Source organism: Komagataeibacter nataicola, from assembly GCF_003207795.1.
GTDB classification, from domain to species: Bacteria; Pseudomonadota; Alphaproteobacteria; order Acetobacterales; family Acetobacteraceae; genus Komagataeibacter; species Komagataeibacter nataicola.
This window is the reverse complement of sequence record NZ_NIRT01000003.1, coordinates 128,547-154,305: the sequence shown is the minus strand read 5'-3', so window position 1 is coordinate 154,305 and position 25,759 is coordinate 128,547. Positions and strand designations below refer to the sequence as shown.

24 protein-coding genes are annotated in these 25,759 nt (G+C 66.9%); 11 read left to right on the top strand and 13 right to left on the bottom strand.

The window, feature by feature from the left end; translation table 11 throughout:
• Positions 1 to 27: 27 nt before the first annotated feature.
• The 11 genes from mutL to CDI09_RS03075 all read right to left on the bottom strand — a co-directional run bounded on the left by mutL (position 28) and on the right by CDI09_RS03075 (position 10,353).
• Entirely contained in the window at positions 28 to 1,893 is a 1,866-nt protein-coding gene (mutL, locus tag CDI09_RS03125) for a DNA mismatch repair endonuclease MutL (protein ID WP_078524859.1), read from the bottom strand.
• A gap of 55 nt (positions 1,894 to 1,948) precedes the next feature.
• Entirely contained in the window at positions 1,949 to 2,437 is a 489-nt protein-coding gene (locus CDI09_RS03120; protein WP_078524861.1) for a DUF3035 domain-containing protein, read from the bottom strand.
• 94 nt (positions 2,438 to 2,531) lie between these two features.
• Complete coding sequence (gene lspA, locus CDI09_RS03115) at positions 2,532 to 3,005, bottom strand: signal peptidase II (RefSeq protein WP_078524862.1); 474 nt, start codon at positions 3,003 to 3,005, stop codon at positions 2,532 to 2,534.
• A gap of 5 nt (positions 3,006 to 3,010) precedes the next feature.
• The gene (ileS, locus tag CDI09_RS03110; RefSeq protein ID WP_078524864.1) at positions 3,011 to 5,884 is read right to left on the bottom strand and encodes an isoleucine--tRNA ligase; all 2,874 of its coding nucleotides are present in this window, start codon (positions 5,882 to 5,884) and stop codon (positions 3,011 to 3,013) included.
• A gap of 96 nt (positions 5,885 to 5,980) precedes the next feature.
• Positions 5,981 to 6,940 (bottom strand): bifunctional riboflavin kinase/FAD synthetase, encoded by a 960-nt coding sequence (locus CDI09_RS03105; protein WP_078524866.1) that lies wholly within the window; start codon positions 6,938 to 6,940, stop codon positions 5,981 to 5,983.
• Positions 6,937 to 7,653, bottom strand: coding sequence for an acireductone synthase (gene mtnC, locus CDI09_RS03100; protein WP_078524867.1), 717 nt, complete (start codon positions 7,651 to 7,653; stop codon positions 6,937 to 6,939). Before mtnC ends, CDI09_RS03105 begins: the two co-directional genes overlap by 4 nt.
• A gap of 24 nt (positions 7,654 to 7,677) precedes the next feature.
• A complete protein-coding gene (locus CDI09_RS03095) occupies positions 7,678 to 8,220 on the bottom strand; it encodes a 1,2-dihydroxy-3-keto-5-methylthiopentene dioxygenase (RefSeq protein ID WP_078524869.1) in 543 nt (180 codons plus the stop codon).
• Positions 8,217 to 8,840 (bottom strand): methylthioribulose 1-phosphate dehydratase, encoded by a 624-nt coding sequence (locus CDI09_RS03090; RefSeq protein WP_078524871.1) that lies wholly within the window; start codon positions 8,838 to 8,840, stop codon positions 8,217 to 8,219. Before CDI09_RS03090 ends, CDI09_RS03095 begins: the two co-directional genes overlap by 4 nt.
• 38 nt (positions 8,841 to 8,878) lie before the next feature.
• A complete protein-coding gene (locus CDI09_RS03085) occupies positions 8,879 to 9,124 on the bottom strand; it encodes a twin-arginine translocase TatA/TatE family subunit (RefSeq protein WP_061273365.1) in 246 nt (81 codons plus the stop codon).
• Positions 9,125 to 9,253: 129 nt separating this feature from the next.
• Positions 9,254 to 9,715 (bottom strand): CHAP domain-containing protein, encoded by a 462-nt coding sequence (locus tag CDI09_RS03080; protein WP_078524873.1) that lies wholly within the window; start codon positions 9,713 to 9,715, stop codon positions 9,254 to 9,256.
• Entirely contained in the window at positions 9,712 to 10,353 is a 642-nt protein-coding gene (locus CDI09_RS03075; RefSeq protein WP_078527763.1) for a regulatory protein RecX, read from the bottom strand. The genes CDI09_RS03080 and CDI09_RS03075 overlap by 4 nt, the downstream gene beginning before the upstream one ends.
• A 271-nt stretch (positions 10,354 to 10,624) precedes the next feature.
• Here CDI09_RS03075 and CDI09_RS03070 point away from each other — a divergent pair, with 271 nt between their 5' ends.
• The 5 genes from CDI09_RS03070 (at position 10,625) to CDI09_RS03050 (ending at position 15,150) form a co-directional block, all read left to right on the top strand.
• Positions 10,625 to 11,830 (top strand): aspartate aminotransferase family protein, encoded by a 1,206-nt coding sequence (locus CDI09_RS03070; RefSeq protein WP_078527765.1) that lies wholly within the window; start codon positions 10,625 to 10,627, stop codon positions 11,828 to 11,830.
• Complete coding sequence (gene argF / locus CDI09_RS03065) at positions 11,827 to 12,813, top strand: ornithine carbamoyltransferase (protein WP_078524875.1); 987 nt, start codon at positions 11,827 to 11,829, stop codon at positions 12,811 to 12,813. Before CDI09_RS03070 ends, argF begins: the two co-directional genes overlap by 4 nt.
• On the top strand, positions 12,810 to 13,130 hold the full coding sequence (locus CDI09_RS03060; protein ID WP_078524877.1) for a hypothetical protein: 321 nt from the start codon (positions 12,810 to 12,812) through the stop codon (positions 13,128 to 13,130). Before argF ends, CDI09_RS03060 begins: the two co-directional genes overlap by 4 nt.
• Positions 13,131 to 13,162: 32 nt before the next feature.
• Positions 13,163 to 14,143 (top strand): Hsp33 family molecular chaperone HslO, encoded by a 981-nt coding sequence (gene hslO / locus CDI09_RS03055; RefSeq protein WP_078524879.1) that lies wholly within the window; start codon positions 13,163 to 13,165, stop codon positions 14,141 to 14,143.
• Between the two features lie 92 nt (positions 14,144 to 14,235).
• Positions 14,236 to 15,150, top strand: a complete 915-nt coding sequence (locus tag CDI09_RS03050; RefSeq protein ID WP_078524881.1) for a hypothetical protein — start codon at positions 14,236 to 14,238, stop codon at positions 15,148 to 15,150.
• Positions 15,151 to 15,242: 92 nt separating this feature from the next.
• Here the strand turns inward: CDI09_RS03050 and CDI09_RS03045 are convergent, their stop codons facing one another.
• Complete coding sequence (locus CDI09_RS03045; protein WP_078527767.1) at positions 15,243 to 17,342, bottom strand: protein-disulfide reductase DsbD family protein; 2,100 nt, start codon at positions 17,340 to 17,342, stop codon at positions 15,243 to 15,245.
• 93 nt (positions 17,343 to 17,435) lie between these two features.
• On the opposite strand from CDI09_RS03045, the gene hrpB reads away from it, so the two are divergent.
• The 6 genes from hrpB to CDI09_RS03010 all read left to right on the top strand — a co-directional run bounded on the left by hrpB (position 17,436) and on the right by CDI09_RS03010 (position 24,913).
• Positions 17,436 to 19,994 (top strand): ATP-dependent helicase HrpB, encoded by a 2,559-nt coding sequence (gene hrpB / locus CDI09_RS03040; protein ID WP_236944634.1) that lies wholly within the window; start codon positions 17,436 to 17,438, stop codon positions 19,992 to 19,994.
• A gap of 182 nt (positions 19,995 to 20,176) precedes the next feature.
• A complete protein-coding gene (locus CDI09_RS03030; RefSeq protein WP_078524885.1) occupies positions 20,177 to 21,397 on the top strand; it encodes a S1C family serine protease in 1,221 nt (406 codons plus the stop codon).
• Positions 21,398 to 21,430: 33 nt separating this feature from the next.
• The gene (locus CDI09_RS03025) at positions 21,431 to 22,111 is read left to right on the top strand and encodes a winged helix-turn-helix domain-containing protein (RefSeq protein ID WP_078524887.1); all 681 of its coding nucleotides are present in this window, start codon (positions 21,431 to 21,433) and stop codon (positions 22,109 to 22,111) included.
• 126 nt (positions 22,112 to 22,237) lie between these two features.
• On the top strand, positions 22,238 to 23,824 hold the full coding sequence (locus tag CDI09_RS03020; protein ID WP_078527769.1) for a sensor histidine kinase: 1,587 nt from the start codon (positions 22,238 to 22,240) through the stop codon (positions 23,822 to 23,824).
• A 4-nt stretch (positions 23,825 to 23,828) separates the two neighbouring features.
• A complete protein-coding gene (locus CDI09_RS03015; protein ID WP_078524889.1) occupies positions 23,829 to 24,161 on the top strand; it encodes a hypothetical protein in 333 nt (110 codons plus the stop codon).
• Complete coding sequence (locus CDI09_RS03010; protein WP_078524891.1) at positions 24,158 to 24,913, top strand: SIMPL domain-containing protein; 756 nt, start codon at positions 24,158 to 24,160, stop codon at positions 24,911 to 24,913. The genes CDI09_RS03015 and CDI09_RS03010 overlap by 4 nt, the downstream gene beginning before the upstream one ends.
• A 169-nt stretch (positions 24,914 to 25,082) precedes the next feature.
• Here the strand turns inward: CDI09_RS03010 and infC are convergent, their stop codons facing one another.
• Entirely contained in the window at positions 25,083 to 25,604 is a 522-nt protein-coding gene (gene infC, locus CDI09_RS03005) for a translation initiation factor IF-3 (protein ID WP_061273391.1), read from the bottom strand.
• Positions 25,605 to 25,759: the final 155 nt, after the last annotated feature.

The window sequence follows — 25,759 nt, the reverse complement described above, 5'->3', positions numbered from 1 at the left end:
ACGCCCCTGCCGGCCCCGGCGTGGGGCCTAGCGGCGGCCGAACATCCGCTCAAGATCGGCCTTTTCCAGCTTCAGCCAGGTAGGGCGGCCATGCGAGCAGGTGCCCGCGCGCGGCGTGCGTTCCATGTCGCGCAGCAGGGCGTTCATTTCCTCGTGTGTGAGCCTGCGGCCCGCACGCACGCTGCCGTGGCAGGCCATGCGGGCAATGATCGCATCCATGCGGCTGTCCAGCGCATCGGCCTGGGCGGGGGTGGAAAGCTCGTCCGCCTCCAGTTCCTCGGCCAGGTCGCGCAGCATGGCTGCCGGGTTTTCCTTGCCCAGGAGCGCTGGCAGCGCGCGCACCAGCACCGCCGTGCCACCGAAGGGTTCGATCTCGATGCCCAGCCGGGCCAGCGCGGGCGCGAAAGGCAGCAGCACGTCCACCTGCCGGGCGGGCAGATCCACCACCTCGGGCAGCAGGAGTCGCTGGGCGCGGATCTCGCCGTCGAGATACTGCGCACGCAGGATTTCATGCGTCAGGCGCTCATGGGCGGCATGCTGGTCCACGAGCACCAGCGCGCCATCCGCCGTCTGTGACAGGATATAGGTGCCCAGTACCTGCGCCACGGCGGCGCCAAGCGGGTGAGCCATGGCGGCGGTGGTATCGGCATGCGCGAGCACGGCTTCAGGCACCGCCTTTCGGGCAGCGGGAAGGGCCGCGAGCGGCAGCGACGACTCGGCAAAGCCGGGCGGCAGGCCCTGCTGCACCTGCGGTTCTGGCGCCAGGGGGGCCGCCATGCGGGCAGACAGGTCTGGCGCATCATGCCCGCGCTCGGGCGGGTACCATATTCGCGCGGCAGAGGGTCCGCGCGACTGGAGCAGGTCGGGCCGCACGCCCGCAACACCCGCCCCGGTGCCAAGGGCGCGGCCCAGCGCGCCAATGACCAGCGCACGCACCGCAGCCGAATCGGCATAGCGCAGTTCAGTCTTGGCGGGGTGCACGTTCACATCCACCTGCTCGGGTGGAATTTCAAGCGACAGGGCCACGACCGCATGCCGCCCGTGCTCCATCACGTTGCGATAGGCCACCCTGACAGCCGTGCGCAGCACGGGATCGACCACCGGCCGCCCGTTGACCAGCAGCATCTGCCCGTTCGCCGTGGCCCGGTGCACCGAGGGCGCGCAGATATAGCCGCTCAGCTTCAGGTCGCCGCGCTGGCCTTCAACCGCCAGCAGGCCATCGGCCTGACCGGCCTCGAGAATGGCGGCAACACGGGCGGCCCGGTCCTGCGCGGGCAGGTCAAGGACCACGCGCTGGTCAAATTCCAGCCTGAACGCCACATCCGGGGCGGCCAGCGCCAGCCTGCGCACCACGTTCTCGGCATGGCTGGATTCAACACGCGGACTTTTAAGGAATTTGCGCCGCGCAGGTGTGGCAAAGAACAGGTCTTCCACCAGCACGCGGGTGCCCGCGGGCCCGGCACAGGGTTCGGGCTGGCTTACGGCGCCCCCTTCCACGCGGATGGACCACGCCGAATCTGCCCCATGCCGCCGCGACATGACCGTAAGCCGCGCCGCAGCCCCGATGGAGGGCAGCGCCTCCCCCCGGAAGCCAAGGGTGGAAATGCGCACCAGCGTCTCATCACGCAGCTTGGAAGTGCAGTGCCGCTCGACCGCCAGGCACAGATCATCGGGCGACATGCCGCAGCCGTCATCGGTTACCTCGATGCGGTCGATCCCGCCGCGGTCAAGGCGGATGCTGATGCGCCGCGCCCCCGAATCGAGGGCGTTTTCCACCAGCTCCTTGAGGGCCGCAGCCGGGCGCTCGATCACCTCGCCCGCGGCAATGCGATTGACCACCTGCTCCGACAGGCGACGGATGACCGGCAATTCAGGCGTGGAAGACGTATTCATGCGGATAAACCGGCGGTTGGGGCGGCCACATGTCGCCCATGCAAGACGCCAGCCCTTATTTGGCAGGGCCGCTTACGGTGGGGGTTGCGCCCTGGGTCAGGTTGCGGCCAAGAGCCGAATCCTCGCGCAGGCGGGCGTTTTCCGCCTTGCCATTGACCAGGTTCCCCGCTCCGCCGCCATGCCAGAACATCAGCTTGTCCACAAAGCTGGTATCGGCGCCGCCCATCTCGCCCTTGTCGGGCTCGTTCGCGGCTTCCTGCGCGGCGCCTACAAGCGCGGTCTGCCCTACGCTGCCGGTGCCGTCGGCACCCTGTAGCGCCACGTTGGGCGAGAGGGTTTCAAGCGCCTGCATGCGCGGATTGGTGTCCTGCGCGCGCTGCACCGCGTTGCTGTTGGGCGCACCGAGTTCATCCGATGGCGGCATGGACAGCGGCGCGCGGGTGGTGACGGTGTATTCGTCCGGCAGGCTCCGCTCCAGCCCGAAGGCGCGCGAAACATCGGCACCCGTGCACCCCGAGAGCATGAAGCCACTGGAAACAAGCAATGCACACGAAAGGGGTCTGAGAGCTGAAATCGCCATATCTCGCCTATTACCGTTAGTGGAACGGTTCGGCAAGCATCTGCACGCCGCTCCCCCCCTAGTTTGCATCGCGATCACGCAGGTTGTCGATAATCAGGATCGCGACGCCACAATCTATCAGCGCATCGGCAATGTTGAACACCGGCCATGACCAGCCATAGGCATGGGCATGGATGAAATCGACCACCGCGCCAAAACGCAGCCGGTCGATCACGTTGCCAATCGCGCCGCCCATGACCATGCCCAGCGCCACTGCCACCCATTGCCGCCGGGTGCGCGCCATCCATACGCCCAGGCCCGCCACGATCAGCAGCGCAGCCACCGAGAAGATGATACGCCCGGCAGCCCCCGCGCCCCCCAGCATGCCGAAGGTGATGGCATGGTTCCACACCATGGTCAGGTTCAGGCCCGGCAGCACCGGCACGCTTTCACGCGCCGGCAGGTCATAGATGTTCAGAACCCAGTATTTGCTGGCCTGGTCTGCCACCAGCGCGCCGAGCAGGCAGACGGCACCCAGAACGCGGTTGTTCATCGCGGTTATGCCTTGCCCTGCACCACATCGACACAGCGCAGGCACAGTTCGGGGTGATGGGCATCCTGCCCCACTTCATCCAGCACCTTCCAGCAGCGCGCGCATTTATGGCCCGTGGCCACGCTGATGGTGGGAATGCCGTGCGGAGTGCCCTGCTGCGCCTCGTCCTCGCCCAGATAGATCGAGCCGCTGCCCGCCACCACGGTCACATCGGCCTGCGAGACAATGCTCAGCTCCGCCCAGTCCACATCGGCAAATTGTGCCGCTTCCGCCTCAGACAGGGGGAGTTCAAGCCCAGCCTGCAGCGAGGACTTGACCAGCCCGTCACGCCGCGCGGTCTCGATCTCGGTGGTGATGACGCGGCGCACGGCGCGCAGCATGGCCCAGCGCTCGCCCAGTTCGGGGTCGTTCCACTCGGGGGGCAGTTCCGCGAATGACTGCAGGTGCACGCTCTCGGTATTGCCGGGGCGGGCCAGCCAGGCTTCCTCCGCCGTAAACACCAGCACGGGGGCCAGCCAGGCGCACAGGTTGCGGTGCAGGTGGTCGAGCACGGTGCGCGCGGCCCGGCGTTTCAGGCTCGAGGGGCCATCGCAGTAGATGGTGTCCTTGCGCACGTCAAAATAGAAGGCCGACAGGTCAGCCGCGCAGAAGCCGTGCAGCGCGGGATAGACACCCACCCATTCATGCGTTTCCACCGCGCGGGCCACGAGGCCGCCGAGTTCGGTCATGCGGTGCAGCACCCAGCGCTCAAGCTCGGGCAGCTCGGCGTAGGGCACGCGCTCGGCTTCGGTAAAGCCGTCAAGCGCGCCGAGCAGCCAGCGCAGCGTGTTGCGCAGGCGGCGGTACAGCTCGCCCTGCTGCTTGAGAATCTCCTTGCCGATGCGCAGGTCCTCGTTGGTGTCCGAGTTCATGACCCACAGGCGCAGGATGTCGGCGCCAAGGCTGTCATTGACATCCTGCGGCGCAATGACATTGCCCAGCGACTTCGACATCTTGCGGCCCTGCTCATCAAGCACGAAGCCATTGGTCACCAGCGCCTTGTAGGGGGCTACGCCGCGCGTGCCGACACTCTCGAGCAGCGAGGACTGGAACCAGCCGCGATGCTGGTCCGAGCCTTCAAGATACAGGTCGGCGGGGAAAGGCATGTCGCCGTGGCCGAGCACGAAGGCATGGGTCGAGCCACTCTCGAACCATACATCCACGATATCGAACACCTGCTCGTACTCATCAGGGTTGCGGCCTTCACCCAGGAAACGCGAGGCAGGCGAGCTGTACCACGCATCCGCCCCCTCGGCGCGGAAGGCGGAGACAATGCGCTCCATCACCTCCCGATCGCGCAGGACTTCACCCGTACGCTTTTCCACGAATACGGCAATGGGCACGCCCCAGGCGCGCTGGCGGCTGATGCACCAGTCGGGACGGCCCGCGACCATGGAGGTCAGGCGGTTGCGTGCCTGCGCGGGCACGAAGGTCACCTTGTCAAGGGCCGCCAGCGCGCGGTCACGCAGGTGGCCCTCGCCATCCATGCGGATGAACCATTGCGGGGTAGCGCGATAGATGATGGGTGCGCGCGAGCGCCAGGAATGCGGATAGGAATGCACAAGCGTCGTCCGCGCCACCAGCCCGCAGGGGGCAGCGCCCGCGCTTACGGCACGCTGCATGGCCTCAAGCAGGGCCTGACACACCGGCTCGGCGGCCTTGAACACATGGCCACCGGCAAAAAGGGGCACATAGTCGGCGTAACGGCCGTCATCCATCACCAGTTCGGTGATCTCGAGGCCATAGGCGCGGCCGAGGTTGAAGTCGTCCTCGCCATGAGCGGGGGCGGTGTGGACCAGCCCGGTGCCCGCCTCGGTGGTGACATGCTCGCCGGGCAGCAGCGGCACGTCGAAATCATAGCCCTGCCCGCGCAGCGGATGGGCACAGATCGCGCCTTCAAGCGCGCTGCCGGGCATGGTGTAGAGCACATGGTGGGCCGTAACCCCCGCGGCCTCGCAGAACGGCGCAATCAGGTCTTCGGCCACCAGCACCTTTGCTTCGGGCTCCAGCGTTGCGTTCTCGCTCACGCCATCAACCCGCACCACGGCGTAGGTGATGTCCGGGCCATAAGCGATGGCGCGGTTGGCGGGGATGGTCCACGGCGTGGTGGTCCAGATCACGGCGGCCACGTCATCGAGCGCCTTTGCGGGCGTGGGGTCGGTCACGAAGGGGAAGGCGACGTGGATGGCGGTGGATTCATGATCACGGTATTCGATCTCGGCCTCGGCCAGCGCGGTCTTTTCCACCGGGCTCCACATGACCGGGCGCAGGCCACGGTACAGCAGGCCGTTGAGCAGGAACTTGCCGATCTCGCCCGCGATGGCCGCTTCCGAGGAGAAATCCATGGTGGCGTAGCGGTTCGCCCACTCCGCCTGCACGCCCAGCCTGCGGAACTCGCTGGCCTGCGTGTCGAGCCATTTCTGGGCATAGGCGCGGCACTCGGCGCGGAACTGCAGCACGGGCACGCTGTCCTTATCCTGCCCGCGCTTGCGGTATTCCTCCTCGATCTTCCATTCGATCGGCAGGCCGTGGCAGTCCCAGCCCGGCACGTAATGGATGCCGTAGCCCGCCATGCGGTGGGCACGGTTGATCACGTCCTTAAGGATCTTGTTCAGCGCGTGGCCAATATGCAGGTGGCCATTGGCGTAGGGCGGGCCATCATGGAGCATGAACACGTCACGCCCCTTCGCCTGCTCAAACAGGCGCGCATCAAGCTTCTCGCTGTCCCACCCCGCCAGAATCTCGGGTTCCCGCCGGGGCAGGCTGCCGCGCATGGGGAAGGAGGTCGTCGGCAGGAAGACCGTCTCCCGGTAGAGATCCTGTGGTTTTGACTCGGACATGGCCTGTTCTGTTCTTCTGGCAGGGGAAAGTTCAGCTGGCCCCCGGGGATGCAACATCAGGGGGCGCAACGTTATGGGTGCCGCAGCCCGGCGCGGTCAAGCCTTGGCCGACGGGCTGCCTGTCTGGTGCGTGGCAAGCCAGGCGCTGGCCTGCGCGGAATCACGCGCGATCTGCGCCTTGAGCGCATCAAGCCCGTCAAACCGGCGCTCGGCGCGCAGCAGCGTGTGCAGCGCCACCGACAGGGTCTGGCCATACAGGTCGCCATCAAAGCCGAGCAGATGCACTTCAAGCCGGCTTTCCTGCCCGTCATTGATGGTGGGCCTGCGGCCGATATTGGCAACGCCGGGGCAGACCCGGCCATCGGCCAGGCGCACGCTCACGGCATAGACGCCGCGCGCGGGCTCGAGGTGGCGGCCAAGGGCGATGTTGGCGGTGGGGAAGCCGAGCAGGCGGCCACGCTTGTCGCCATGCTGCACCACGCCACGAATCGACCATGGGCGACCAAGTTCTTCCGCCGCGCGCTCGGGGTAGCCATCCTGCAGCAGCCGGCGGATGCGGCTTGAGGAATACGGCCCCAGCGAATCGGATAGCGGCGGCACCACCGTCAGCCCGATGCCCAGCGCCTCGGTCTGCTCGGCCAGGAAATCGACATTACCCTGCCTGCGGTGACCGAAGGCGAAGTCCATGCCACAGGCGACATGGCGCAGGCCAAGCCCTTCATGCAGCACGCGGGTCACGAAGTGTTCCGCACCCATGGCGCTGAATTCGGGGTCAAACCCGATCTGGAACACATGCCTCACCCCAAGGGCGGCCAGGGCTGCAAAACGCTCCTCGGGCAGGGTCAGGCGAAAGGGCGGGTCCTGCGGGCGGAAGAGTTCACGCGGATGCGGCTCGAACGTCACCACCGCCAGTTCACGCTCGGGGCGGGCGGCATGCAGGGCATGGACCAGATGGGCATGGCCCAGATGCACGCCATCAAAATTGCCCAGGGCGGCCACGCACCCGCGCGCGCTATCGGGGATGTGGCGCCAGTCGGTATGCAGCCGCGCCTTCATGCCACCTCCGGGTGGGGCAGGCCGAAACGCATTGCCACTTCGGCCAGCGAGCCTGCAACCGGGTGCGTGGTGCCGGGCTGCGTGCCATCCTCGGGGTGCACGATCTGGCAGGTGCGCAGGCCTGCCGCCGCCGCCGCATCAAGCTCGGCCACCACATCGGACAGGAACAGCACATCGCCCGCCTGCCAGCGCGCGGCGTCAAGGATGCGGCGATAGCTTTCGGCATCGCGCTTGCCGCCCATCTCCAGATCGTAAAACCCCACGAACACGCTGCTCAGGTCGCCTTCGGTCGTATGGCCATAGATCAGCTTCTGCGCCGCCACCGAGCCGGAGGAATAGACCGCAAGCGAAAGCCCCGCCGCCGCCCAGCAGCGCAGGGCGGGCACCACATCAGGGTAGAGTGCGGCCTTGAGCACGCCCTCGGCATAACCCTGCGCCCAGACCATGCCCTGCAGGGCCTTGAGCGGGGCGACCTTGGCATCCGCGTCCATCCACGCCTCAAGCTGGCGCAGGGGGGGCACACCGGGGGCAAGATGCGCGATTTCCGCGATCTGGGCCTTTACCGCGGGGTCATCCGCATGAGTGCGCAGCAGGGCGGGCAGCGCCTTGCGGGCATAGGGGAACAGGGTCGCATGGACGAAGGAAACCGGTATGGTCGTCCCCTCGATATCCAGCAGCACCGCACGTACTGGCGGCCGCGTGGCCTGGGTCACGGTCTTGTTCTCCTTCGGGGCGGCTCAGGCTTCGGCGGGGAAGCTGGCTGCGATGTCACTGCCGGTATAGCGCGCGATCCAGCCATCGGGGTTGGTGAAGATGCGCAGCGTCACGAAATCGGGCGTCTCGCCGCCGTCAAACCAGTGCGGCGTGCCTGCGGGCACCGAAATCAGGTCGCCCGCCGTGCAGCGCACGTCATATACGCGGCCATTCACATGCAGGATGAAATCACCCTGCCCGTGCACGAAAAAACGCACCTCGTCCTCGCCATGCGTGTGCTCGGACAGGTATTTGCGCCGCGCCTCCGCCCAGCCCTGCGTGTCGGGGCCAACACGCAGCACATCGGCCGAACCGGCTCCCGTCTCGCCCATCAACTGGTCAAGATAGGGGCGGTAGGCGGCCAGCACCTCGGCTTCGGGGGCGGCGCGGTCGGGGGTGACCGGGCTGTCCCACCGCTCGAAGCGTACGCCGATGGGCGCGAGTTCGGACGCGATGCGGGCGGGGTCGGTCAGGTGGATGATGGGCGTACCGGGATTGTTGTCGGCATAAACATTCAGGCAGCTCATGGGAGCTTCCTTTTTTCCAGTTCGCAGGCGAGCAGGAACTCGAGTCCCTCCAGCCGCGCAAGGGCCATGTCCATGTCAGCGCCCCACACATACACCCCGTGGCCGCGAATGATGTAGCCCGCGCACATGCCAGCCAGATGCGGGGCCACCACGCGCGCGAGGCGGGCGATGTCCTGATCATTGTCGAATATGGGCACATGCACGCGGGCGGCATGCGTGTCCTGCCCGGCAAAGACCTTCTGCACCTCGTAGCCTTCAAGCACCAGGGCGTCGCCGCCTGCCATCGACAGCACGGTGGATGCGACGGAATGGCCATGCAGCACGGCGCCCGCCGCCGGGTCATGGGCATAGACCTGGCAGTGCAGCAGCGTCTCGGCGCTGGGCCGGTCGCCTGGGGCCAGCGGGCGGCCCTGCGGATCGACGCAGATCACCCCGTCTGGCCCGAGCTGCCCCTTGTGCCCGCCCGAGCGCGTGATGGCGAGGTTGCCATCAGGCAGGCGGATGCTGATGTTGCCCGCCGTGGCGGGCACCCAGCCGAAGCGGTCCATGCGCTGGCCCGCGGCGATGATGCGCTCCACCGCGCGGCAATAGGCCCCTGCGGGAAAAACTGCCTGCGCCATGATTTAACGCGGCCCGCCCGCGCGATCGGAAAGTCGTGTCATTTCACGTTATTGGTGGAAGGCTGCGGCGCTTCGGTGAAGGTTGCGTCCTTTTCCTTGCCCGGACCCTGAATGTGACCGGAGGCGACGGGCTCGTGCGGCTCGTCATCGGCCATGTTCTTCTTGAACGACTTGATTCCGCGCGCCATGTCACCCATGAGCGAACTGATCTTGCCGCCGCCGCCAAACAGTACCAGCACGACTGCCAGTACGATCAGCCAATGTCCCCAGCTCAAGCTACCCATCGCATCCCTCGATCCGCGTCCATGACGCAAAATGCCGTGTTGGCCGCCCTCCCGTATGGAAGCGGCCTGCCCTCCCCGCCTATGTGAGGGGAGAACGCACGATATGCAAGCACCCCTGCCGCACGCCACTCAGCCCCGTGGCAGGATGAACCCGTAGGCAGGATAGACGGTTTTGCCCATGCCGTGAATGGGGGACCACCAGACCTTGACCTGCGACCAGTCATTGCGCCCCGATACATCGACCACCGGCTCGCCGTGGCCCACCCTTCCTGGCACCCAGTTGGCCTGGTCCACCAGCACCTCACGCGGGCCGCGCACCTGCCGCACGACCGAGACATGCCCGTCCGGCAGGCGGCCCGTCGACCTGAACACCAGCACCGCACCCGCGCGGGGCACGTGCGTGCGGGGGTAATGCCCCTGCGCCTGCCCCCACCATGAGGCCGCATCGCCGCGCAACTGCACATGCGTAACCTGCCGCGCATAGGGCGCGCACTGCACCGCTCCATGCCAGCCCTGCCCGCTGCCCCCGGCACAGGCCGCAAGCGACACGAGCGCAAGCCCCGCCGCACTCCGCGCCAGCACGCGCTTCATGCCATCCTCATACGCATGATCCTGTCCTCCGCCTCGTCACGGTCCATGTCCAGCGCCGTGCGCGCCGTATCGCGCGCAAAGCCCGCGCGCGCCATGGCATCCATCGCGCGGCGGTGGCGCAGGGCGGCCTCCGCCTCATCGGCATCGGCCCGCAGGAAAGGCCCCGCCCGGCGCTTGCGGATGAAGACGAGGGCTGCGGCCAGCTCGGTCTCGCGCCCCTCGCCATCGCGCGCGCCCAGCGCTTCCTCCACCGCAACGCCCACCGTCGCCTCATCCACGCCGCGCGCGCTCAGATGGGCGGCAACCATGCGGCGCGAACGCCCGGCGCGTGCCAGCGAGCGCGCGCGGAATTCGGAAAAGCGGGCGTCATCCACCGCGCCCAGCCCTTCCATATCGGCCACGATGCGTTCGATCAGCGCGCGGGCGGGCTGCACGCTGCGCGCAGCTTCCTCCGCATCCATGCCGCCATCAACCGCGCGGCGCGCCCAGCGGTCGACATGGCGGGCCAGCACCCGCGTCACCCCCGCCCGCGTGGCCGAGAAGCGGGCCAGATAGGCCAGTGCGACCGCGCGCAGGGCCGCACCATCGGGCGCGGGCGGCAGCGGGCGGGATGCGGAACGGGAAGGACGGGCCACCATGATGCGCGCAGTGTGCCACAATCAGCCCGCGCGCGCCTATGGCAGTATGGCAGGCATGGCCAGAACGCGGGGTGGAAATGGCGCTGAAGGTTGCATTTCGGCCCGGCGCGCCATATTCTTACGCTTTTCCGGCCCCGGACACGGTGGGCGAAGGCCCGCATGAGAGCCGGAAAAAGCAGGAAGGAAAGGATGCCCACCCCGAGCGGTGGGTTATTTTCGTTTCTGGACCATCATTCTTTTTTCTTTGAACCGAAATCGCAAGGCCATTTCCATGATTTCCGCCCTGATGCCGAATTACAATCGCGCCGACCTCGCTTTCGAGCGTGGCGAAGGCGCCTGGCTGTACACGGTGGACGGGCGACGATTCCTCGATTTCGGCTCCGGCATCGCCACCTCCTCGGTCGGGCACAACAACCCGCATCTGGTGCAGGCCATCGCGCAGCAGGCGCAGCGCGTCATGCATGTCTCCAACCTGTATCGCGTGCCGCAGGCCGAGCAGCTGGCCGAGCGGCTGGTCGCCAACAGCTTTGCCGACAGCGCCTTCTTCTGCAATTCGGGTGCGGAAGCCAATGAAGGCATGATCAAGATGATCCGCCGCGCGCAGGCCAAGTCCGGCCATCCCGAGCGCACGCGCATCATCTGCTTTCACGGCGCCTTTCACGGGCGCACGCTGGCAACCCTGTCGGCTACCGGCAACGCCAAATACCTTGATGGCTTCGGCCCGCGGGTGGAAGGCTTCGACCATGTGCCGCTCAACAACATGAACGCCGTGCGCGACGCCATTGGCGCCGAGACGGCAGGCATCATGATCGAGCCGGTGCAGGGCGAAAGCGGCATCCATGTCGCCGACCCGCGCTTCATGCGCGAACTGCGCGCGGCGTGCGATGAATACGGCCTGTTCCTGGGCGTGGACGAGGTGCAGTGCGGCATGGGCCGCACCGGCCGCCTGTTCGCCTATGAATGGTCGGACATCACGCCTGACATCCTGTCCACCGCCAAGGGCATTGCGGGCGGCTTCCCCATGGGGGCGGTGCTGACCACAGAGACCATCGCAAAGCACATGACCCCGGGCAGCCACGGCACCACCTTTGGCGGCAGCCCGCTGGCCTGCGCCGCCGCCAATGCTGTGCTCGACATCATCCTCGCCCCCGGCTTCCTTGAAGGCGTGCAGGCCCGCGCGGCACAGCTTGACGCGGGCTTCGACCGGCTGATCGCCACCCACCCGGACGTTTTCACCGCCCATCGCGGCCTCGGGCTGCTCATCGGCCTGAAATGCAAACCCGACGTGGCGCTGGTGCAGAACGCGGCGACTGGCGAGGGCATGCTGTGCGTGACGGCGGGCGACAACGTGCTGCGCCTGCTCCCCCCCCTGACCGTGACCGAGGCCGACTGCGCCGAGGCCCTGTCCATGCTGGACCGGGCGGCTGCGCGCGTGCAGGCCCACCTCGCGGCCACCAATGCGGAGACCGTGGCATGAACGCGCTACGTACCCCCACCCACGTCACCCCCCGCCACTTCCTCGACCTCAAGGACCTCGATGCCGCAACGCTGCGCGCCATCCTTGACGTGGCCAGCGCCATCAAGCGCATGCAGGACCACAGGGCACATCCGCTGCACCCGGCCCTGCCGCTGCGCGGCCGCGCCCTAGGGCTGATGCTCTCCAAGCCCTCCACGCGCACGCGCGTCTCGTTTGAAGTGGGCATGCAGCAGCTTGGCGGCAACGTGGTGCTGCTTGCGCCGTCCGACATGCAGCTCGGGCGCGGCGAGAGCATTGCCGACACCGCGCGCGTGCTCTCGCGCTTTGTCGATGCCATCGTGCTGCGCACCGGCAAAACCGAGAACCTGCGCGAACTGGCCCGGTGGAGCAGCGTGCCGGTCATCAACGGCCTGACGCCTGATTCGCACCCCGTGCAGATCATGGCCGACATCATGACGTTCGAGGAACATCGCGGCCCGATCAGGGGCCGCACGCTGGCGTGGGTGGGTGATGGCAACAATGTCGCCACCTCCTTCATCGAGGCCGCCGCCCTGTTCGGCTTCAGCCTGCGGCTGGCAACGCCGCCCACCCATGCGCCATCGGTCGCGGCGGTGGCCTGGGCGCGCGAACATGGGGCCGACATCACGGTTACGACCGACCCGGCTGCGGCGGTAAAGGATGCCGACGCGATCATTACCGATACATGGGTCAGCATGTCCGACAAGGCATCGGACCAGCGGGTGAGCGCGTTCGAGCCCTACCGGGTTGATGCGGCGCTGATGGCGCATGCCGCCCCCGATGCCCTTTTCCTGCACTGCCTGCCTGCCCATATCGGGGAGGAAGTGACCGAAGACGTGTTTGAAGGTCCGCGCTCCGTCGTGTTCGATGAGGCCGAAAACCGCCTGCACGCGCAAAAGGGTATTCTGGTCTGGGCGCTGTGTGGCGCGGACTGGCAGCAATATGGAAAGGAACCGAACCCATGACCGGCCCCGCCGAACAGCCTGCCCTGCCCACCAGCACCGAAGAGACCCCCGAGGTGCCCGGCTGGGCGGAAAAAAGCGCGCGCGACATTTTCGCGGCCCTGCCGGTGCATGACGCACGGCTTGACGCCATCCGCGATGCGTATCTGGACTGCCTCGCCGGCGCCGGCCGCACGCAGGACCTGGACATGGAGCATGACCGCTGCCGCCAGCAGGCCATAAGCGCGGTGGAAAACGCGGGCCTGCTGCCTGCCGCCACGCTTGAAGACCTCGACCAGCGCCTTGCCGCGCTGGAGGCGGATATTACCGCCAACCTCTGATTTCCCAGCGCCCCGCTGCACTGCGGGGCGTGATGAAGCAGGCTTGTGCCATGACCTCCAATATTTCCTCCCCCGCCTTTCTCGACACCAGCCGCCCCGACACGCCTGATCTGGTCGTGCCGCAGGGTGTCGTGCCGTTCTATCTCGATAACCGGCCCGTGCGCGGTCGCCTCGTGCGCCCCGGTGTGCTCACCGACACGCTGCTGACCCGCCACGACAACCCCGACTGCGTGCTCAGGCTTGCGGGCGAGGCGCTGGCGCTGGTCGCGGCCCTGGCCTCGGCGCTCAAGTTTCAGGGGTCGTTCTCGTTACAGGCCAAGGGCGATGGCCCGCTGAGCCTGCTGCTGGCCGACTGCACCGACGCGGGCGCGCTGCGCTTTCATGCCCGCTCGGATGATGAGGCGGTGGCCGAACTGCTCAGGACCAACGCCAACCCCACCGCGAGCGATCTGCTGGGCAAGGGCTACATTGCCTTCAGCGTGGACCAGGGACCCGATACCGACATCCATCAGGGCATTGTCGAGATCAGTGGGGAGAGCCTGTCGGAGATGGCGGCGCATTACTTCGCCACCTCCGAGCAGCATGCCTGCTGGGTCAAGCTGTTCTGCGACAGGACGGAAGCAGGCTGGCGCGCGGGCGCGCTGGTGATGGAAAAGATCGCCATGGGCGGCGGCATCGAATCCGATGTCACCCCTGAGGAAGGCGATGATGCGTGGGAGACCGCCATCACGCTCGCCACCACGCTCACCGCGCGCGAAGTGCTGGATGACCGGCTTGGCTCGGCCGACCTGCTGTACCGCCTGTTCCATGCCGAGGGGCTGATTACGGGCCAGCCCCGCGCGCTGGCCTTTGGCTGCCGCTGTTCGCGCGCGCGGCTGTCGAGCCTGCTGGAAACCTTTCCGCTCGACGATCTTGACCACATGGCCAAGGATGGCACGATCACCATGAACTGCCAGTTCTGCAACCATGACTTCCACTTCCAGCGTAGCGAGATCAGCGGCAAGACCGCCTGACAGCCCCTATCCGCCCGGCGCGGGACATGGCACGATCACACCCCTGATCGACCGACCGCGCCGCGTGCGCCAGCCGTTATCGGGATATATCCATGCGACCGAACCGTTCGCCGCTTAGCCCCCTGTCATTACGCCGCAGCCTGCGCGTGGTGCTGGCCGCAGGCCTGCCCCTGATCGCGCTGACGGCTGTCAGCGCGCCCGCCTACAGCCGCCACCACCATGACGAGCCGACCACCTTTGCCGGGCCGCAATATGGCGATGAGCCGCCGCTGAACCTGAATGTGGCCACCATATCGGTGGTGGACCGGGGCGGGCCGGGGCTGGTGCCGGGCGATCTGTCGGGCCGCGCGCCCAACCCGCCCGATGACCTGCTCAAACAACTGGCGCATGCCCGGCTGCTGGCCGCAGGCAGCGGGGGCAGCGGCACGTTTACCATCGACCGCGTTTCCATCCTGCATGAGCCGGGCGGCATCCTTGACGGGCAACTGAACGTGCATCTGGACGTGACCTCCGCCGACGGCCGCCGTACCGGCTATGCCGTGGCCCAGGTTACCCGCTCGTTTGACCCCAAGAAGAAGCATGGCAACAGCGACACGCCGCAGAACCTGAACACCCTGACCAACCTCATGCTGCAGGACATGAACCAGGAGCTGGAAAGCCAGATCCGCACCAACCTGGGCAACTGGCTGGTCACGCCGCAGGCACCGGGCAGCGTGGCCGCCCAGCCGCTTGATGGCGATACGCCTGCCGTCACCACCACCCCCGCTACCGGGGCGGATACCATGACCATTGGCGGTGGCCCGACCGATGACCACCCCGAGGCGGCGAGCGCCCCGGCAGTAGCGGCAGCGCCCGCACCGGCGCGTCCGAAGGCCATCCATGAGGAACCGGATGCGATTTTCCCTGAAGGGTATTCCTCTGAAGGCAGCGATACTGCTGCACCCACCCCGCAGATGCGCTCACCACAGCCGGGCAACCTGACCCTGCCGGGCAGCACGGGGCAGTAAGGCTAGACAAAAGTTTTGGGGAGCGGCGTTCTTTCAAAGCTTTTTGAAAAAAAAGCTTCACCAAAAACTTTTGCCTGTTCCGCCCGCGCAGGTCATTTACGTGCGGGCGCGGTCATGTCCAGCACGATGGCGGGCGTGAGGATTTCGGGCAGGATTACTTCCTGCCCATGTGCCGGGTAATAGGCGTAAAACGGCACCCCGTCGCGCCCATGGGCCTGCAGAAAGGCGGTAATTGCCGCATCGCGCAGGGTCCAGTCGCCTTTCATGTACACAATGCCCCGCCGGGCAAAGGCTGCCTGCACGCTCTGGCTCGACAGGGCCACACGCTCATTGACCAGGCATGAAATGCACCAGGCCGCCGTCATGTCCACGAATACGGGCCGGCCCTGCCTGCGCAATTCGGCCAGGCGGGTGGGGGAATAGGCTGAACTGCCATCAGCCACCCGTGCCGCCCCCCGCTCATGCAGCGTGGCAGGCGGCAGAACCGCGCCGCCCACGAATGCCACCAGCAGGCTCAATGTCGCCACCGCGCGATACAGCCCGGCCCGCCCCGCCATGGCATCGCGCAGGTCCAGCCGGTTGGCGCATCGCAGGCTCCAGCAGCCCACCGCCACCAGCACCAGCCCCACGCCCAGCAGGACAAGGGCATCCGTGCCGCCTTCCAGCTTCGCCACCCAGCCCAGCCACACGCAGGTAGCCATTACCGGCAGGGCCAGCAGGTTGCGCACCGTTTCCATCCACTTTCCCGGCTTGGGCAACCATGCCAGCAGGCCGGGCATGGCGGCCAGCACAAGGTAAGGGGCGGCAAGCCCCAGCCCGAGGGCGGCAAAGACCACCACCCCGATCACCGGCGAGGCCGCAAGCGCCGCCGCTACCGCCGCTCCCATGAACGGCGCCGTGCAGGGCGAGGCCAGCACCACCGCCAGCACCCCGGTCAGGAAATCACCGGCATGGGCAGGCAGGTTGCCCCCCACCCCCATCAGCCGCAGCCCGATGGTGAACACGCCAAGCAGGTTGAGGGCCACGGCAAACAGCAGCAGGCAGATGACGGTCACGAACCCCACGGACTGGAACTGAAACCCCCACCCCGCCTGATGCCCCGCCACCCTCAAGGCCGCAATGACACCACCCAATGCGACAAAGGACACCACCACGCCCGCGCCATAAGCCGCGGCCCCGGCCAGCGCCGTGCCCCGCGCCCCACGCGCCATGCGCTCAAGGGCAAGGATTTTCATGGCCAGCACGGGAAAGACGCAGGGCATGAGGTTCAGGATCACGCCGCCTGCAAACGCCATGAGCAGCAGCACGCCCACATTGGCGCGTGCACCGGTTGCCACCACGGGGGCGGCAAGGGGAACCACGCTGCCCGGCACCGGCCTGACCTGTAATCCACGCTCGCGCCCCATGCCGTCACGCAGCACCACAATGCCGGACAGGCCCTGCCCGCCATGGAATTCCGGCCCCGGATGGAGCGCAAGCTGCACCACGCCCTCGCGCACCGTCACCGCCTGCGGAGCATCCTGATCGATCGCACCGGCCACCTCGGGCATGAACCAGGCATCGCGCACTGCAGCGGGCGACAGGTCGCGCCCGCGTAACTGCATGATCCCTTCTGGCGAGACCCCTGCCGCAAAGGGCGAGGCCACGGGCCGGGCGGCGGCAGCCTGCGCGAACGCGGGCGCCTGCGCCGAAGGCCGGGCCGCCCCGCGCGGCAGGCTCAGGCTGAACGTGCCGTGCTCGGGCACGCAGACCTCGGCACAGACAAGCCACTCCGCCACGGCATTGAGCGTGAGCGGGCCATCGCCTTCGCCCGCCACGGGGGTGAGCGTTACCGGCAGCAGCACGTCACCGGTATAGGCATAGGATGTCAGCGGCCCGTCATGCAGCACGCGCGGTGTGGGCCATTCAATGGTGCTGGCCTGACCCGCAGCCCCGCCCTGCGCGTTCACCACGAGGGTGGGCGCATCGCCCGCATCGCCAGGGTTGAGCCAGTAGGTGTGCCAGCCGGGAGCCAGTTGCAGCCGCAGCCCCACATGCAGTGGTCGGCCAGGGCTGTAGGTGTCATCATCCGTGACCAGCGTGGCGGTGGCGCGGGTCGAGGTTACGGGGTCGCTCTGGGCTGCGCGGGCAGCCGGCAGGGCCGTGACCAGCATGCACAGGATCGACACAAGCCACAGAAAGGGCACGGACAGTACTCCATCAAAAACCGGAAATGAGGAAAAACGCAGCCACCCAGCATGGCAAGGATTGCCCCGCCACCATGCCCGACGCCATAAGATGAAGATATGGCTTTCGATCCAACCTTGCAAAACCGGCTGCACGTCCTTGTGGCTGAAAATGCTGCCGCCCTGCCCGTGGCAGAGGCGCTGCCTGCCCTTCAGGCGGTTCTGGCACGCACATCCAACGCCGTTCTGGTCGCCCCTCCGGGTGCGGGCAAGACCACACTGGTGCCGCTCGCGCTGCTCGATGCGCCATGGCGGGGTGAGGGGCGCATCATCATGCTCGAACCCCGCAGGCTGGCCACGCGCGCGGCGGCCACCCGCATGGCGGAACTGGTGAATGAGCCGGTTGGCGGGCTGGTGGGCTACCGCACCCGGCTCGATGGCGCGACCTCGGAGCGCACGCGCATCGAGGTGATTACCGAGGGGCTGCTGGTGCGCCGCCTGCTGTTCGACCCCACGCTTGATGGCGTGGCCTGCGTGATCTTTGATGAAATCCATGAACGCTCGGTCGATGCCGATGCCGCCCTGGCCTTCTGCCTCGACCTGCAGCGCAGCCTGCGGCCTGAACTGAAGCTGGTGGCCATGTCCGCCACCATGGATGGCGCGGCACTGGCTACCCGCATGAATGCCGAACGGGTGGAAAGCGAAGGCCGGATGTTCCCCGTGGAAATCCGCCACGCCACGCGCGACCTCGTGCACCGCCGCGACCTGCCTGATGCCATGGCGGCCGCCATCCGCACCGCCATCGCGCAGGATGAAGGCGACGTGCTGGCCTTCCTGCCCGGCGTGGCCGAGATCCATCGCGCCCGTACCGCCCTTGCTGGCATTGATGCCGATGTGCTGCCGCTTTATGGCGAACTCCCTCCCGCCGAGCAGGATCTGGCCCTGACCCCGCACCCCGCCGGGCGCAGGCGGGTGATCCTGTCCACCTCCATTGCCGAGACATCGCTCACCGTGCCGGGCGTGCGCATTGTGGTCGATGGCGGGTTCCGCCGCGTGCCCCGGCTGGACGTGGGCACGGGGCTGACGCGCCTCGATACGGTGCGCATCTCGCGCGCGGCGGCCCAGCAGCGCGCGGGCCGCGCGGGCCGCGTGACGCCCGGCATCGCCATCCGGCTCTGGACCGAAATGACCACCCGCGCCATGCCGCCGCATGACCAGCCGGAAATGATGGAGGCCGAACTGACCGGCCTGCGCCTCGATGCCGCCGCGTGGCAGGAGGCAATGGGCACGGACCCCGCCGACCTCCCCTTTCCCGACACGCCCCCCAATGGCGCGTTCGAGGCCGGGCGCAGCCTGCTTGAGGCCCTCGGCGCGGTTGATGAGGAAGGCCGCATAACGGCTGAAGGCACGCGCATGGCGGCCCTGGGCGCGCATCCCCGCCTGGCCGCCATGATGCTGGCCGCCCGCACGCCCGCCGAACGCGCAATGGCCGCCGATATCGCCGCCCTGCTGGAAGAGCGCGACCCGCTGCGCCCCCGCCGCCCCGCAGGCGGCAGCCGGGGCGCACCCCCCGCAGCGCCTGCCGATATCCGCCTGCGCCTTGACCTGCTGGCGGGCGGCGACCACCCCGATGCCGACCGGGCCGCACTATCACGCATCCGCCACGCCGCCCGGCAGTACCGCAGGCGGCTGGGGCTGGGTCGCGACATCGAGGCCACGGGCGATCCCGCCGCCCTGATTGCCGCCGCCTTCCCCGACCGGGTGGCGCAGGCGCGGGGCGATGTAGGCTCTTTCCGGCTGGCGGGCGGCGGTAGCGCCCGGCTTTCCAAAACCGATGAACTGGCGCGCAGCACCCTGCTGGCAGTAGCGGGCATGCATGTGCGCAAGGCCGCCGAGATCTGCCTCGCCGCCCCGCTGGACCGCGACAACCTGCCGCAGACCCTGATGGCGCGGGCGAAGGAACAGGTGGAAACCACACTCGACACCACCACAGGCAGTGTGCTGGCGCGGCGCAGGCTGCGGCTGGGCAATCTTGTGCTGCGCGACCGCACGGTCACCGCCAGCGCCGATGAAGTCTGCGCCCTGCTCTGCGCGCAGGCGGCGCAGAACCTTGCGGCCACGCTCACGTGGTCCGATGCCTGCCGCCAGCTTCAGGCACGGGTGGAAACCGCCCGCACGCAGCTTGACCGCTCCGACCTGCCTGATCTGGCGGATGCAGCACTCGCCACCACCACCGAAACATGGCTCGCCCCGTGGCTCACGGGGGTGAACCGCCTGTCCGCGCTGGCGGAGATGGACCTGCTGGCCATGCTGCGCGCCACCATGGACCATGCCAGCCTGAAATGGCTTGACCGCATGCTGCCCACCCATCTCGACCTGCCTGGTGGCCGCGCCCAGATCGACTACCTGCAACCCGTGCCGGTTGCCGCCGCCCGCGCCCAGACCTTCTATGGCGTGACCCAGACCCCCCGCCTGGCCGATGGCAGGCTCGACCTGCGCATTGCCCTGCTCTCGCCCGCAGGCAGACCGCAGGCGATCACGGCGGACCTCGCGGGGTTCTGGGCCGGGTCATGGGCGGACATGCGGCGCGACATGCGCGGGCGCTACCCCCGCCATGACTGGCCCGAAAACCCGGCAACAGCCAGCCCGCCACCACCCCGCCCGCGCCGTACGTCGTAGGAATCCAGATTAAAATAATAAAAGTTTTCGGGTGCCGCGCTTTTCCAAAAAAGCGGTGTTTCTCCGAAGCTTTCTGAAAAAAGCTTCACCAAAAACATCTTCCGGTTTGCGGGCATCGTGACGCAGGCTTTTCAGATCACCCCCAAAAACGCATGCATCGGCCCCTACCGTGCCATGCAGACATGGCATTGCCGTTTTTTTCGGATAACATGCTTCATCATGAACGCATTCTCCCGCCCTCCGGCATGACATGGATCGCCACGGCCCGTCCGGCTTCACGCCTGCTACCGGTCCTGCTGCTAGGCATGACCGGCGCGGGAACGGAGGCGCTTGCACAGGACGTGGCGGCACCAGCGCCCACCGTGCCCGCCAGCCCCTCGCTGTTCGCGCCCCCCGTGCCGCCGGTGGTGCAGACCGGGCCGCTGACCTTCGCGCCGCTGGTGCGCCAGGTTGGCCCCGCCGTGGTGAACATTGCCGTATCGCAGGCGCAGGACAGCCATCAGGCCACCACCCGCCAGCCCCTGCCGCCAAGTGTCAAGGGCACGCCGTTCGAGCATAAATTCCGCGAGCGCATGCGCGCCCATGGCGAGGAAATGCTGGGGGCCGGCTCGGGCTTCCTGATCGACCCCGGCGGCGTGATCGTGACCAACGCGCATGTGGTGGGCGGTGCCGACCAGATTACCGTCTCGCTTTCCGATGGCACCGAGTTCCCGGCCCGCCTGGTGGGCAGCGACGACCTGACCGATATCGCGGTGATCCAGATCCATGCCCCCCACCCCATGCCCTTCGTGCCGTGGGGCGACAGCAGGCTGGTCAATATCGGTGACTGGATCATGGCGGCGGGCAACCCGTTCGGGCTGGGCTCAAGTGTGACCGCGGGCATCGTATCGGCGCGCGGGCGTGATATCGGCACCAGCCCGTTCGATGATTTTTTTCAGATCGACGCGCCCATCAACCCCGGCAATTCCGGCGGGCCATCCTTCAATCTGGGCGGACAGGTGGTGGCGGTGAACACGGCCATCGTCTCGCCCACGGGCGGATCGGTGGGCATAGGCTTTGGCCTGCCATCGGAGATCGTGGCCCCGATTGTGGAGGAACTGCGCCATAACGGGCATATAGACCGTGGCTGGCTTGGTGTTACACTGGCTGACGGCGCAGGTCATGGCGGCGTGCAGATTGTGGGAATCGACCGCGACGGCCCGGCCATGAAGGCGCACCTGCGGATTGGCGATGTCATTACGGCGGTGAATGACGAACCGATCGACACCGCGCGCATGCTGATCCGCTCGATCGCGGCGAAGCGGCCCGCTTCCACCGTAACGCTGCATATCCGCCGCCGCCACGATGCCATGAGCCTGGAAGCCTGCGTGGGCCACCGCCCCGATGAAGACATGGACGACTGACCAAGACCCCGCCCCAACCGACACGAGGCCATTTTGCATATTCTTGTTGTTGAAGATGACCCCACCGTCCGCTCCTTCGTGGCCAAGGGCCTGAAGGAAGCAGGCCACCTTGTCGAGATGACCGATAACGGCAAGGACGGCCTGTTCATGGCCGTGAGCGAGAAGTTCGACCTGATCATACTCGACCGCATGCTGCCCGGCGGCATTGACGGCGTGCGCCTGCTCGAGACCATCCGCGCGCAGAACAACACCACCCCCGTGCTGCTGCTCTCGGCGCTGGCGGATGTGGATGACCGCGTGCAGGGCCTCAAGGCCGGTGGCGATGACTACGTGACCAAGCCGTTCGCCTTCAGCGAGCTGCTGGCCCGCGTCGAGGCGCTTGGCCGCCGGGGCCGCACCGAGACCGCGCCCCAGACCAAGCTGGAAGTGGCCGATCTCGAGATCGACCTGCTCTCGCGCACGGTGCGCCGGGCGGGGCAGAAGATCGACCTCCAGCCACGTGAATTCCGCCTGTTGGAATACCTTGCCCGCCACGCAGGCCAGGTCGTGACCCGCACCATGCTGCTCGAGGGCGTGTGGGACTACCATTTCGACCCGCAGACCAACGTGATCGACGTGCATGTCTCGCGCCTGCGCCAGAAGGTGGATAAGCCTTTCGGCGCGCCACTCATCCATACCATCCGCAATGCGGGGTACATGCTGCGTGCCGAGTAACAGGCGGCTCCCTCCGCCCCGCGGGGGCAACCATGCGCCCTGTGTGGCGCGGGGAGCGGTAGCCCACGGCACAGGCCCGGCCCATGGCGGGTGGTGCGGGCATGGATGGCCCCTGCGCGGGCAGCCATGACAACGCCCCCCGCATTCTGCGAGTCCGCGCCGCCGCGCCGTTCGCGCTGGCGGGCATGGCGGTCGGCCAGCCTGCGCTTTTCGCTGGCCTATGGCACGATGTTCGCGCTGTCTTCCATCCTGTTCATGTCGTTCATGTGGTGGGGCACGATCGGGTTCCTTGAACGTCAGGTGGAAACCGCCATCAACGCCGATGCGCGCGGCCTGGCCGAGCGCTGGGTCATGGGCGGCCTGCCCACCCTGGCCCTGACCATCGAGGACCGCCTTGAACAGAACCTCGATGATGACGCGATCTACCTGGTCATCGACCCGCAGGGCAATTACCTGACCGGCAACGTCTCCGCCTGGCCCGGCAAGGTGGAGCACACTGACCGGTGGTACAACCTGCCCGATACCCGCGCGGGGCTGCGCGGCATGGCCCAGCTCCATGCCTATAATCTGCCCGGCACGGCCCAGACCCATACGGAAGGCCAGCTTGATAGCGGCTACCGCCTGCTGGTGGGGCGCGATGTGCGCGCGCGCGGCATCCTGCGCCACCTGCTGACCGATTCGCTGCTGTGGGCGTGGGTCATGGTCACGCTTCTGGCCATCAGCGGGGCCGCACTGGTGCACCGCATCTTCCGCCGCATGGTCAAGACCGTGGCGCGCACCACCTCCGCCATCGCGCATGGCGACCTGAGCCGCCGTATGCCCCTTGTCGGCAATGGCGACGAGATGGACCAGGTGGCCGAAGCCATCAATGAAATGCTCGACCGGATCGTGCGCCTGATGGATGGCGTGCGGCAGGTATCCAACGCCATTGCCCATGACCTGCGCACCCCCATCGCCCGCGCCCGCACCCAGCTTGAAGATGCAGCATTGCATGCCAGAACGCCCGATGAACTGCGCGGCGCGATCGAGCGCGCGGTAGGCGACCTTGATAACGTGACCGCCGTGTTCGAGGCCCTGCTGCGCATTGCCCAGATCGAGGCGGGCGCACGCCGCTCCGCGTTCATGACCTTCGACCTCGTGCCCGTGCTGCGCGACGTGGCCGACCTGTATGAAGCCGTGGCGGAAGAGCATGGCATCGCCCTCTCACTCGACCTGCCCGCGCGCCTGTTCTTTTATGGCGACCGCTCGCTGGTGCAGCAGGCGGTGGCCAACATGCTTGATAACGCCATCAAGTTCTCGCCCCCCGGCGGCACGGTCTACCTGCGCGCGCACCTGCGCGAGAGCGCACCGGGGCGCCTTGCCGGCCCCACGGGCGAGGGCATGCTCGACCTTTCGGTCAGTGACGAGGGCATTGGCATGAGTGCTGCGGACATGGCGCGCGCGACCGAGCGCTTCTTCCGCGCCGAGAAGGCCCGCAACACCCCCGGCTCGGGGCTGGGCCTGTCGATGGTGCGGGCCATCGTGCAGTTGCATGGGGGGCAGATGCATCTCTCCTCGCATGCGCCGGGGCTTACGGTTTTGCTCGCCCTGCCCGTGGCGGCGAGCGCCCTGGCCGAGGCGGAGGAAGATCTGTCCTCATCCGCGCACATATCAGGCATGACTCAAACGTCACCTTTACCCCATCAGCACGACACGAACAGTAGCGTAGAGTAGCATCATGACCATGCAATCCTCCGTGACGCCTGCCATCGTCGTGATGAGTTTCTGCCTGTGCGGCGCAGCACCCGCGCCGATCACGCCGGAGGGCACACCCCAGATCATGGCCGCGCGTGATGGCGGCAGCGACAAGCCGGTCATCATCACCAGCGACACCAAGGCCTACTGCAACCGGCTGCTCAACATCATCGATGCCTACGGCCCCGCCCTGCCGCAGGATGTGGACAGCCTGCGCATGCAGGGGGCTGACATGTGCCGCGAGGGGCGCATCCGTTCTGGCATCGTACGGCTGCGTCGCGCGTTGGTCGAACTCAAGGAGACCACGCATTCATGACCCGACCCCATTTTTTGTTCCCCGTCCGCTCCAGCCAGATGGTGGCGCTGTGCGGCCTGCTGGCCGTGGCAGGACTCCATCCGGCAACAGGTATGGCCCAGACCCAGTCCCCCGACTCCACGCGCACCGATGGTACCGAACTCGAACTGACCGCGACCGGCACCGTGCAGGCCCCGCCCGATGAACTGACCGCCACCTTCACGGCCGAGGCGCAGGCCGATACCGCCGCCGCCGCACAGGCGCAGCTCAATGCGCTCATCAGCAAGGCAATTTCCGCCACCGCCCATACCGATGGGCTGGAGATCAATGCCGAGTCCTATTTCGTGCATCATGATGAAGGCGATGTGCACCAGAACCGCAAGCCGCACTGGGTGGCACGCCAGAGCCTGCGCCTGACAGCCGCCGACGGCAAGGTGCTGCTGCCGCTCGTGGGCCGCATCCAGGCTGAAAACCTCGCACTGACCCGGCTGGACTGGTCGCTCTCGCGCAGCAGGCGCGCCGAACTGACCCGCAAGGCCGAAACCCTGGCGCTGGAAGACATGCAGGCCCGCGCGCAGGCGGCGGCGGCAACCCTCAGGCTCAGGGTGGCCTCCATCCGTTCGGTCGCGCTGGAGGAACAGAACTTTCCCCGCCCGATGCCCATGATGATGATGGCCCGCATGGCCTCGGCCGACGTGGCAGCCCCCGAAGCCCCCACCGGGCAGCAGGATGTCACCGCAACGGCGCGGGCGACGGTGATCCTCAAGCCTTAAAAAATAGAAGTTTCTGGGTACCGCCTTTTTTTAAAAAGGCGGCATCTTCTGAAGCTTTTATGATTTCAGGATATTATTGCGCCTGATTTTTCAAACAGCCTCTTAGCCACAAAAAAAAGCCCGGAGGGTAATCCCTCCGGGCTTTTTGCGTTCTGCATCCGCGAAGGGATCAACGCGGTGCCAGCACCATGATCATCTGGCGGTTTTCAAGCTTGGGCATATGCTCAACCTTGGCCAGTTCATCCATCTCGGCGCGGATACGTTCAAGAACCTTCACACCCAGATCCTGATGCGCCATTTCACGGCCACGGAAGCGAAGGGTCACCTTCACCTTGTCACCCTCGCCGATGAAGGTTTTCATCGCGCGCATTTTCACCTGATAGTCATTTTCATCAATGTTCGGGCGAACCTTGACTTCCTTGATTTCAATGACTTTCTGCTTCTTGCGCGCTTCATTGCGCTTCTTCTGCTGCTCGTATTTGAACTTGCCGTAATCGAGCACCTTGGCCACCGGCGGCTCGGCGTTCGGGCTGATTTCAAGCAGGTCAAGACCAGCGGCATAAGCGCGTGCCAGCGCATCACGCGTGGACATGATGCCGAGCATCTCGCCCTCTTCATCGATCAGACGCACCTGCGGCACGCGGATCTCTTCATTGACGCGGGGGCCCTCTCGATTTGGCGGAGTGGGCATCGGGGGTCTGCCTATGGTCAGCTCCTGTAACTGTTTCATTCAAACGGCAGGCAGGGCCATCCCCGCAGCCCGCGCCCCATGGCCGAAGCCATGGAAAACACGCGGGCAGGGAATGACCTTACATTATGGAAAGATATGTGACGCAAAGACGCGCC

Excerpts from the sequence above, each read along its gene's own strand:
- mutL (WP_078524859.1), bottom strand. The coding sequence starts at position 1,893 with ATGAATACGTCTTCCACGCCTGAATTGCCGGTCATCCGTCGCCTGTCG.
- lspA (WP_078524862.1), bottom strand. The coding sequence starts at position 3,005 with ATGAACAACCGCGTTCTGGGTGCCGTCTGCCTGCTCGGCGCGCTGGTG.
- ileS (WP_078524864.1), bottom strand. The coding sequence starts at position 5,884 with ATGTCCGAGTCAAAACCACAGGATCTCTACCGGGAGACGGTCTTCCTG.
- CDI09_RS03105 (WP_078524866.1), bottom strand. The coding sequence starts at position 6,940 with ATGAAGGCGCGGCTGCATACCGACTGGCGCCACATCCCCGATAGCGCG.
- CDI09_RS03095 (WP_078524869.1), bottom strand. The coding sequence starts at position 8,220 with ATGAGCTGCCTGAATGTTTATGCCGACAACAATCCCGGTACGCCCATC.
- CDI09_RS03090 (WP_078524871.1), bottom strand. The coding sequence starts at position 8,840 with ATGGCGCAGGCAGTTTTTCCCGCAGGGGCCTATTGCCGCGCGGTGGAG.
- CDI09_RS03085 (WP_061273365.1), bottom strand. The coding sequence starts at position 9,124 with ATGGGTAGCTTGAGCTGGGGACATTGGCTGATCGTACTGGCAGTCGTG.
- CDI09_RS03080 (WP_078524873.1), bottom strand. The coding sequence starts at position 9,715 with ATGAAGCGCGTGCTGGCGCGGAGTGCGGCGGGGCTTGCGCTCGTGTCG.
- CDI09_RS03075 (WP_078527763.1), bottom strand. The coding sequence starts at position 10,353 with ATGGTGGCCCGTCCTTCCCGTTCCGCATCCCGCCCGCTGCCGCCCGCG.
- CDI09_RS03070 (WP_078527765.1), top strand. The coding sequence starts at position 10,625 with ATGATTTCCGCCCTGATGCCGAATTACAATCGCGCCGACCTCGCTTTC.
- argF (WP_078524875.1), top strand. The coding sequence starts at position 11,827 with ATGAACGCGCTACGTACCCCCACCCACGTCACCCCCCGCCACTTCCTC.
- CDI09_RS03060 (WP_078524877.1), top strand. The coding sequence starts at position 12,810 with ATGACCGGCCCCGCCGAACAGCCTGCCCTGCCCACCAGCACCGAAGAG.
- hslO (WP_078524879.1), top strand. The coding sequence starts at position 13,163 with ATGAAGCAGGCTTGTGCCATGACCTCCAATATTTCCTCCCCCGCCTTT.
- CDI09_RS03050 (WP_078524881.1), top strand. The coding sequence starts at position 14,236 with ATGCGACCGAACCGTTCGCCGCTTAGCCCCCTGTCATTACGCCGCAGC.
- hrpB (WP_236944634.1), top strand. The coding sequence starts at position 17,436 with ATGGCTTTCGATCCAACCTTGCAAAACCGGCTGCACGTCCTTGTGGCT.
- CDI09_RS03030 (WP_078524885.1), top strand. The coding sequence starts at position 20,177 with ATGGCATTGCCGTTTTTTTCGGATAACATGCTTCATCATGAACGCATT.
- CDI09_RS03020 (WP_078527769.1), top strand. The coding sequence starts at position 22,238 with ATGACAACGCCCCCCGCATTCTGCGAGTCCGCGCCGCCGCGCCGTTCG.
- CDI09_RS03015 (WP_078524889.1), top strand. The coding sequence starts at position 23,829 with ATGACCATGCAATCCTCCGTGACGCCTGCCATCGTCGTGATGAGTTTC.
- CDI09_RS03010 (WP_078524891.1), top strand. The coding sequence starts at position 24,158 with ATGACCCGACCCCATTTTTTGTTCCCCGTCCGCTCCAGCCAGATGGTG.
- infC (WP_061273391.1), bottom strand. The coding sequence starts at position 25,604 with ATGCCCACTCCGCCAAATCGAGAGGGCCCCCGCGTCAATGAAGAGATC.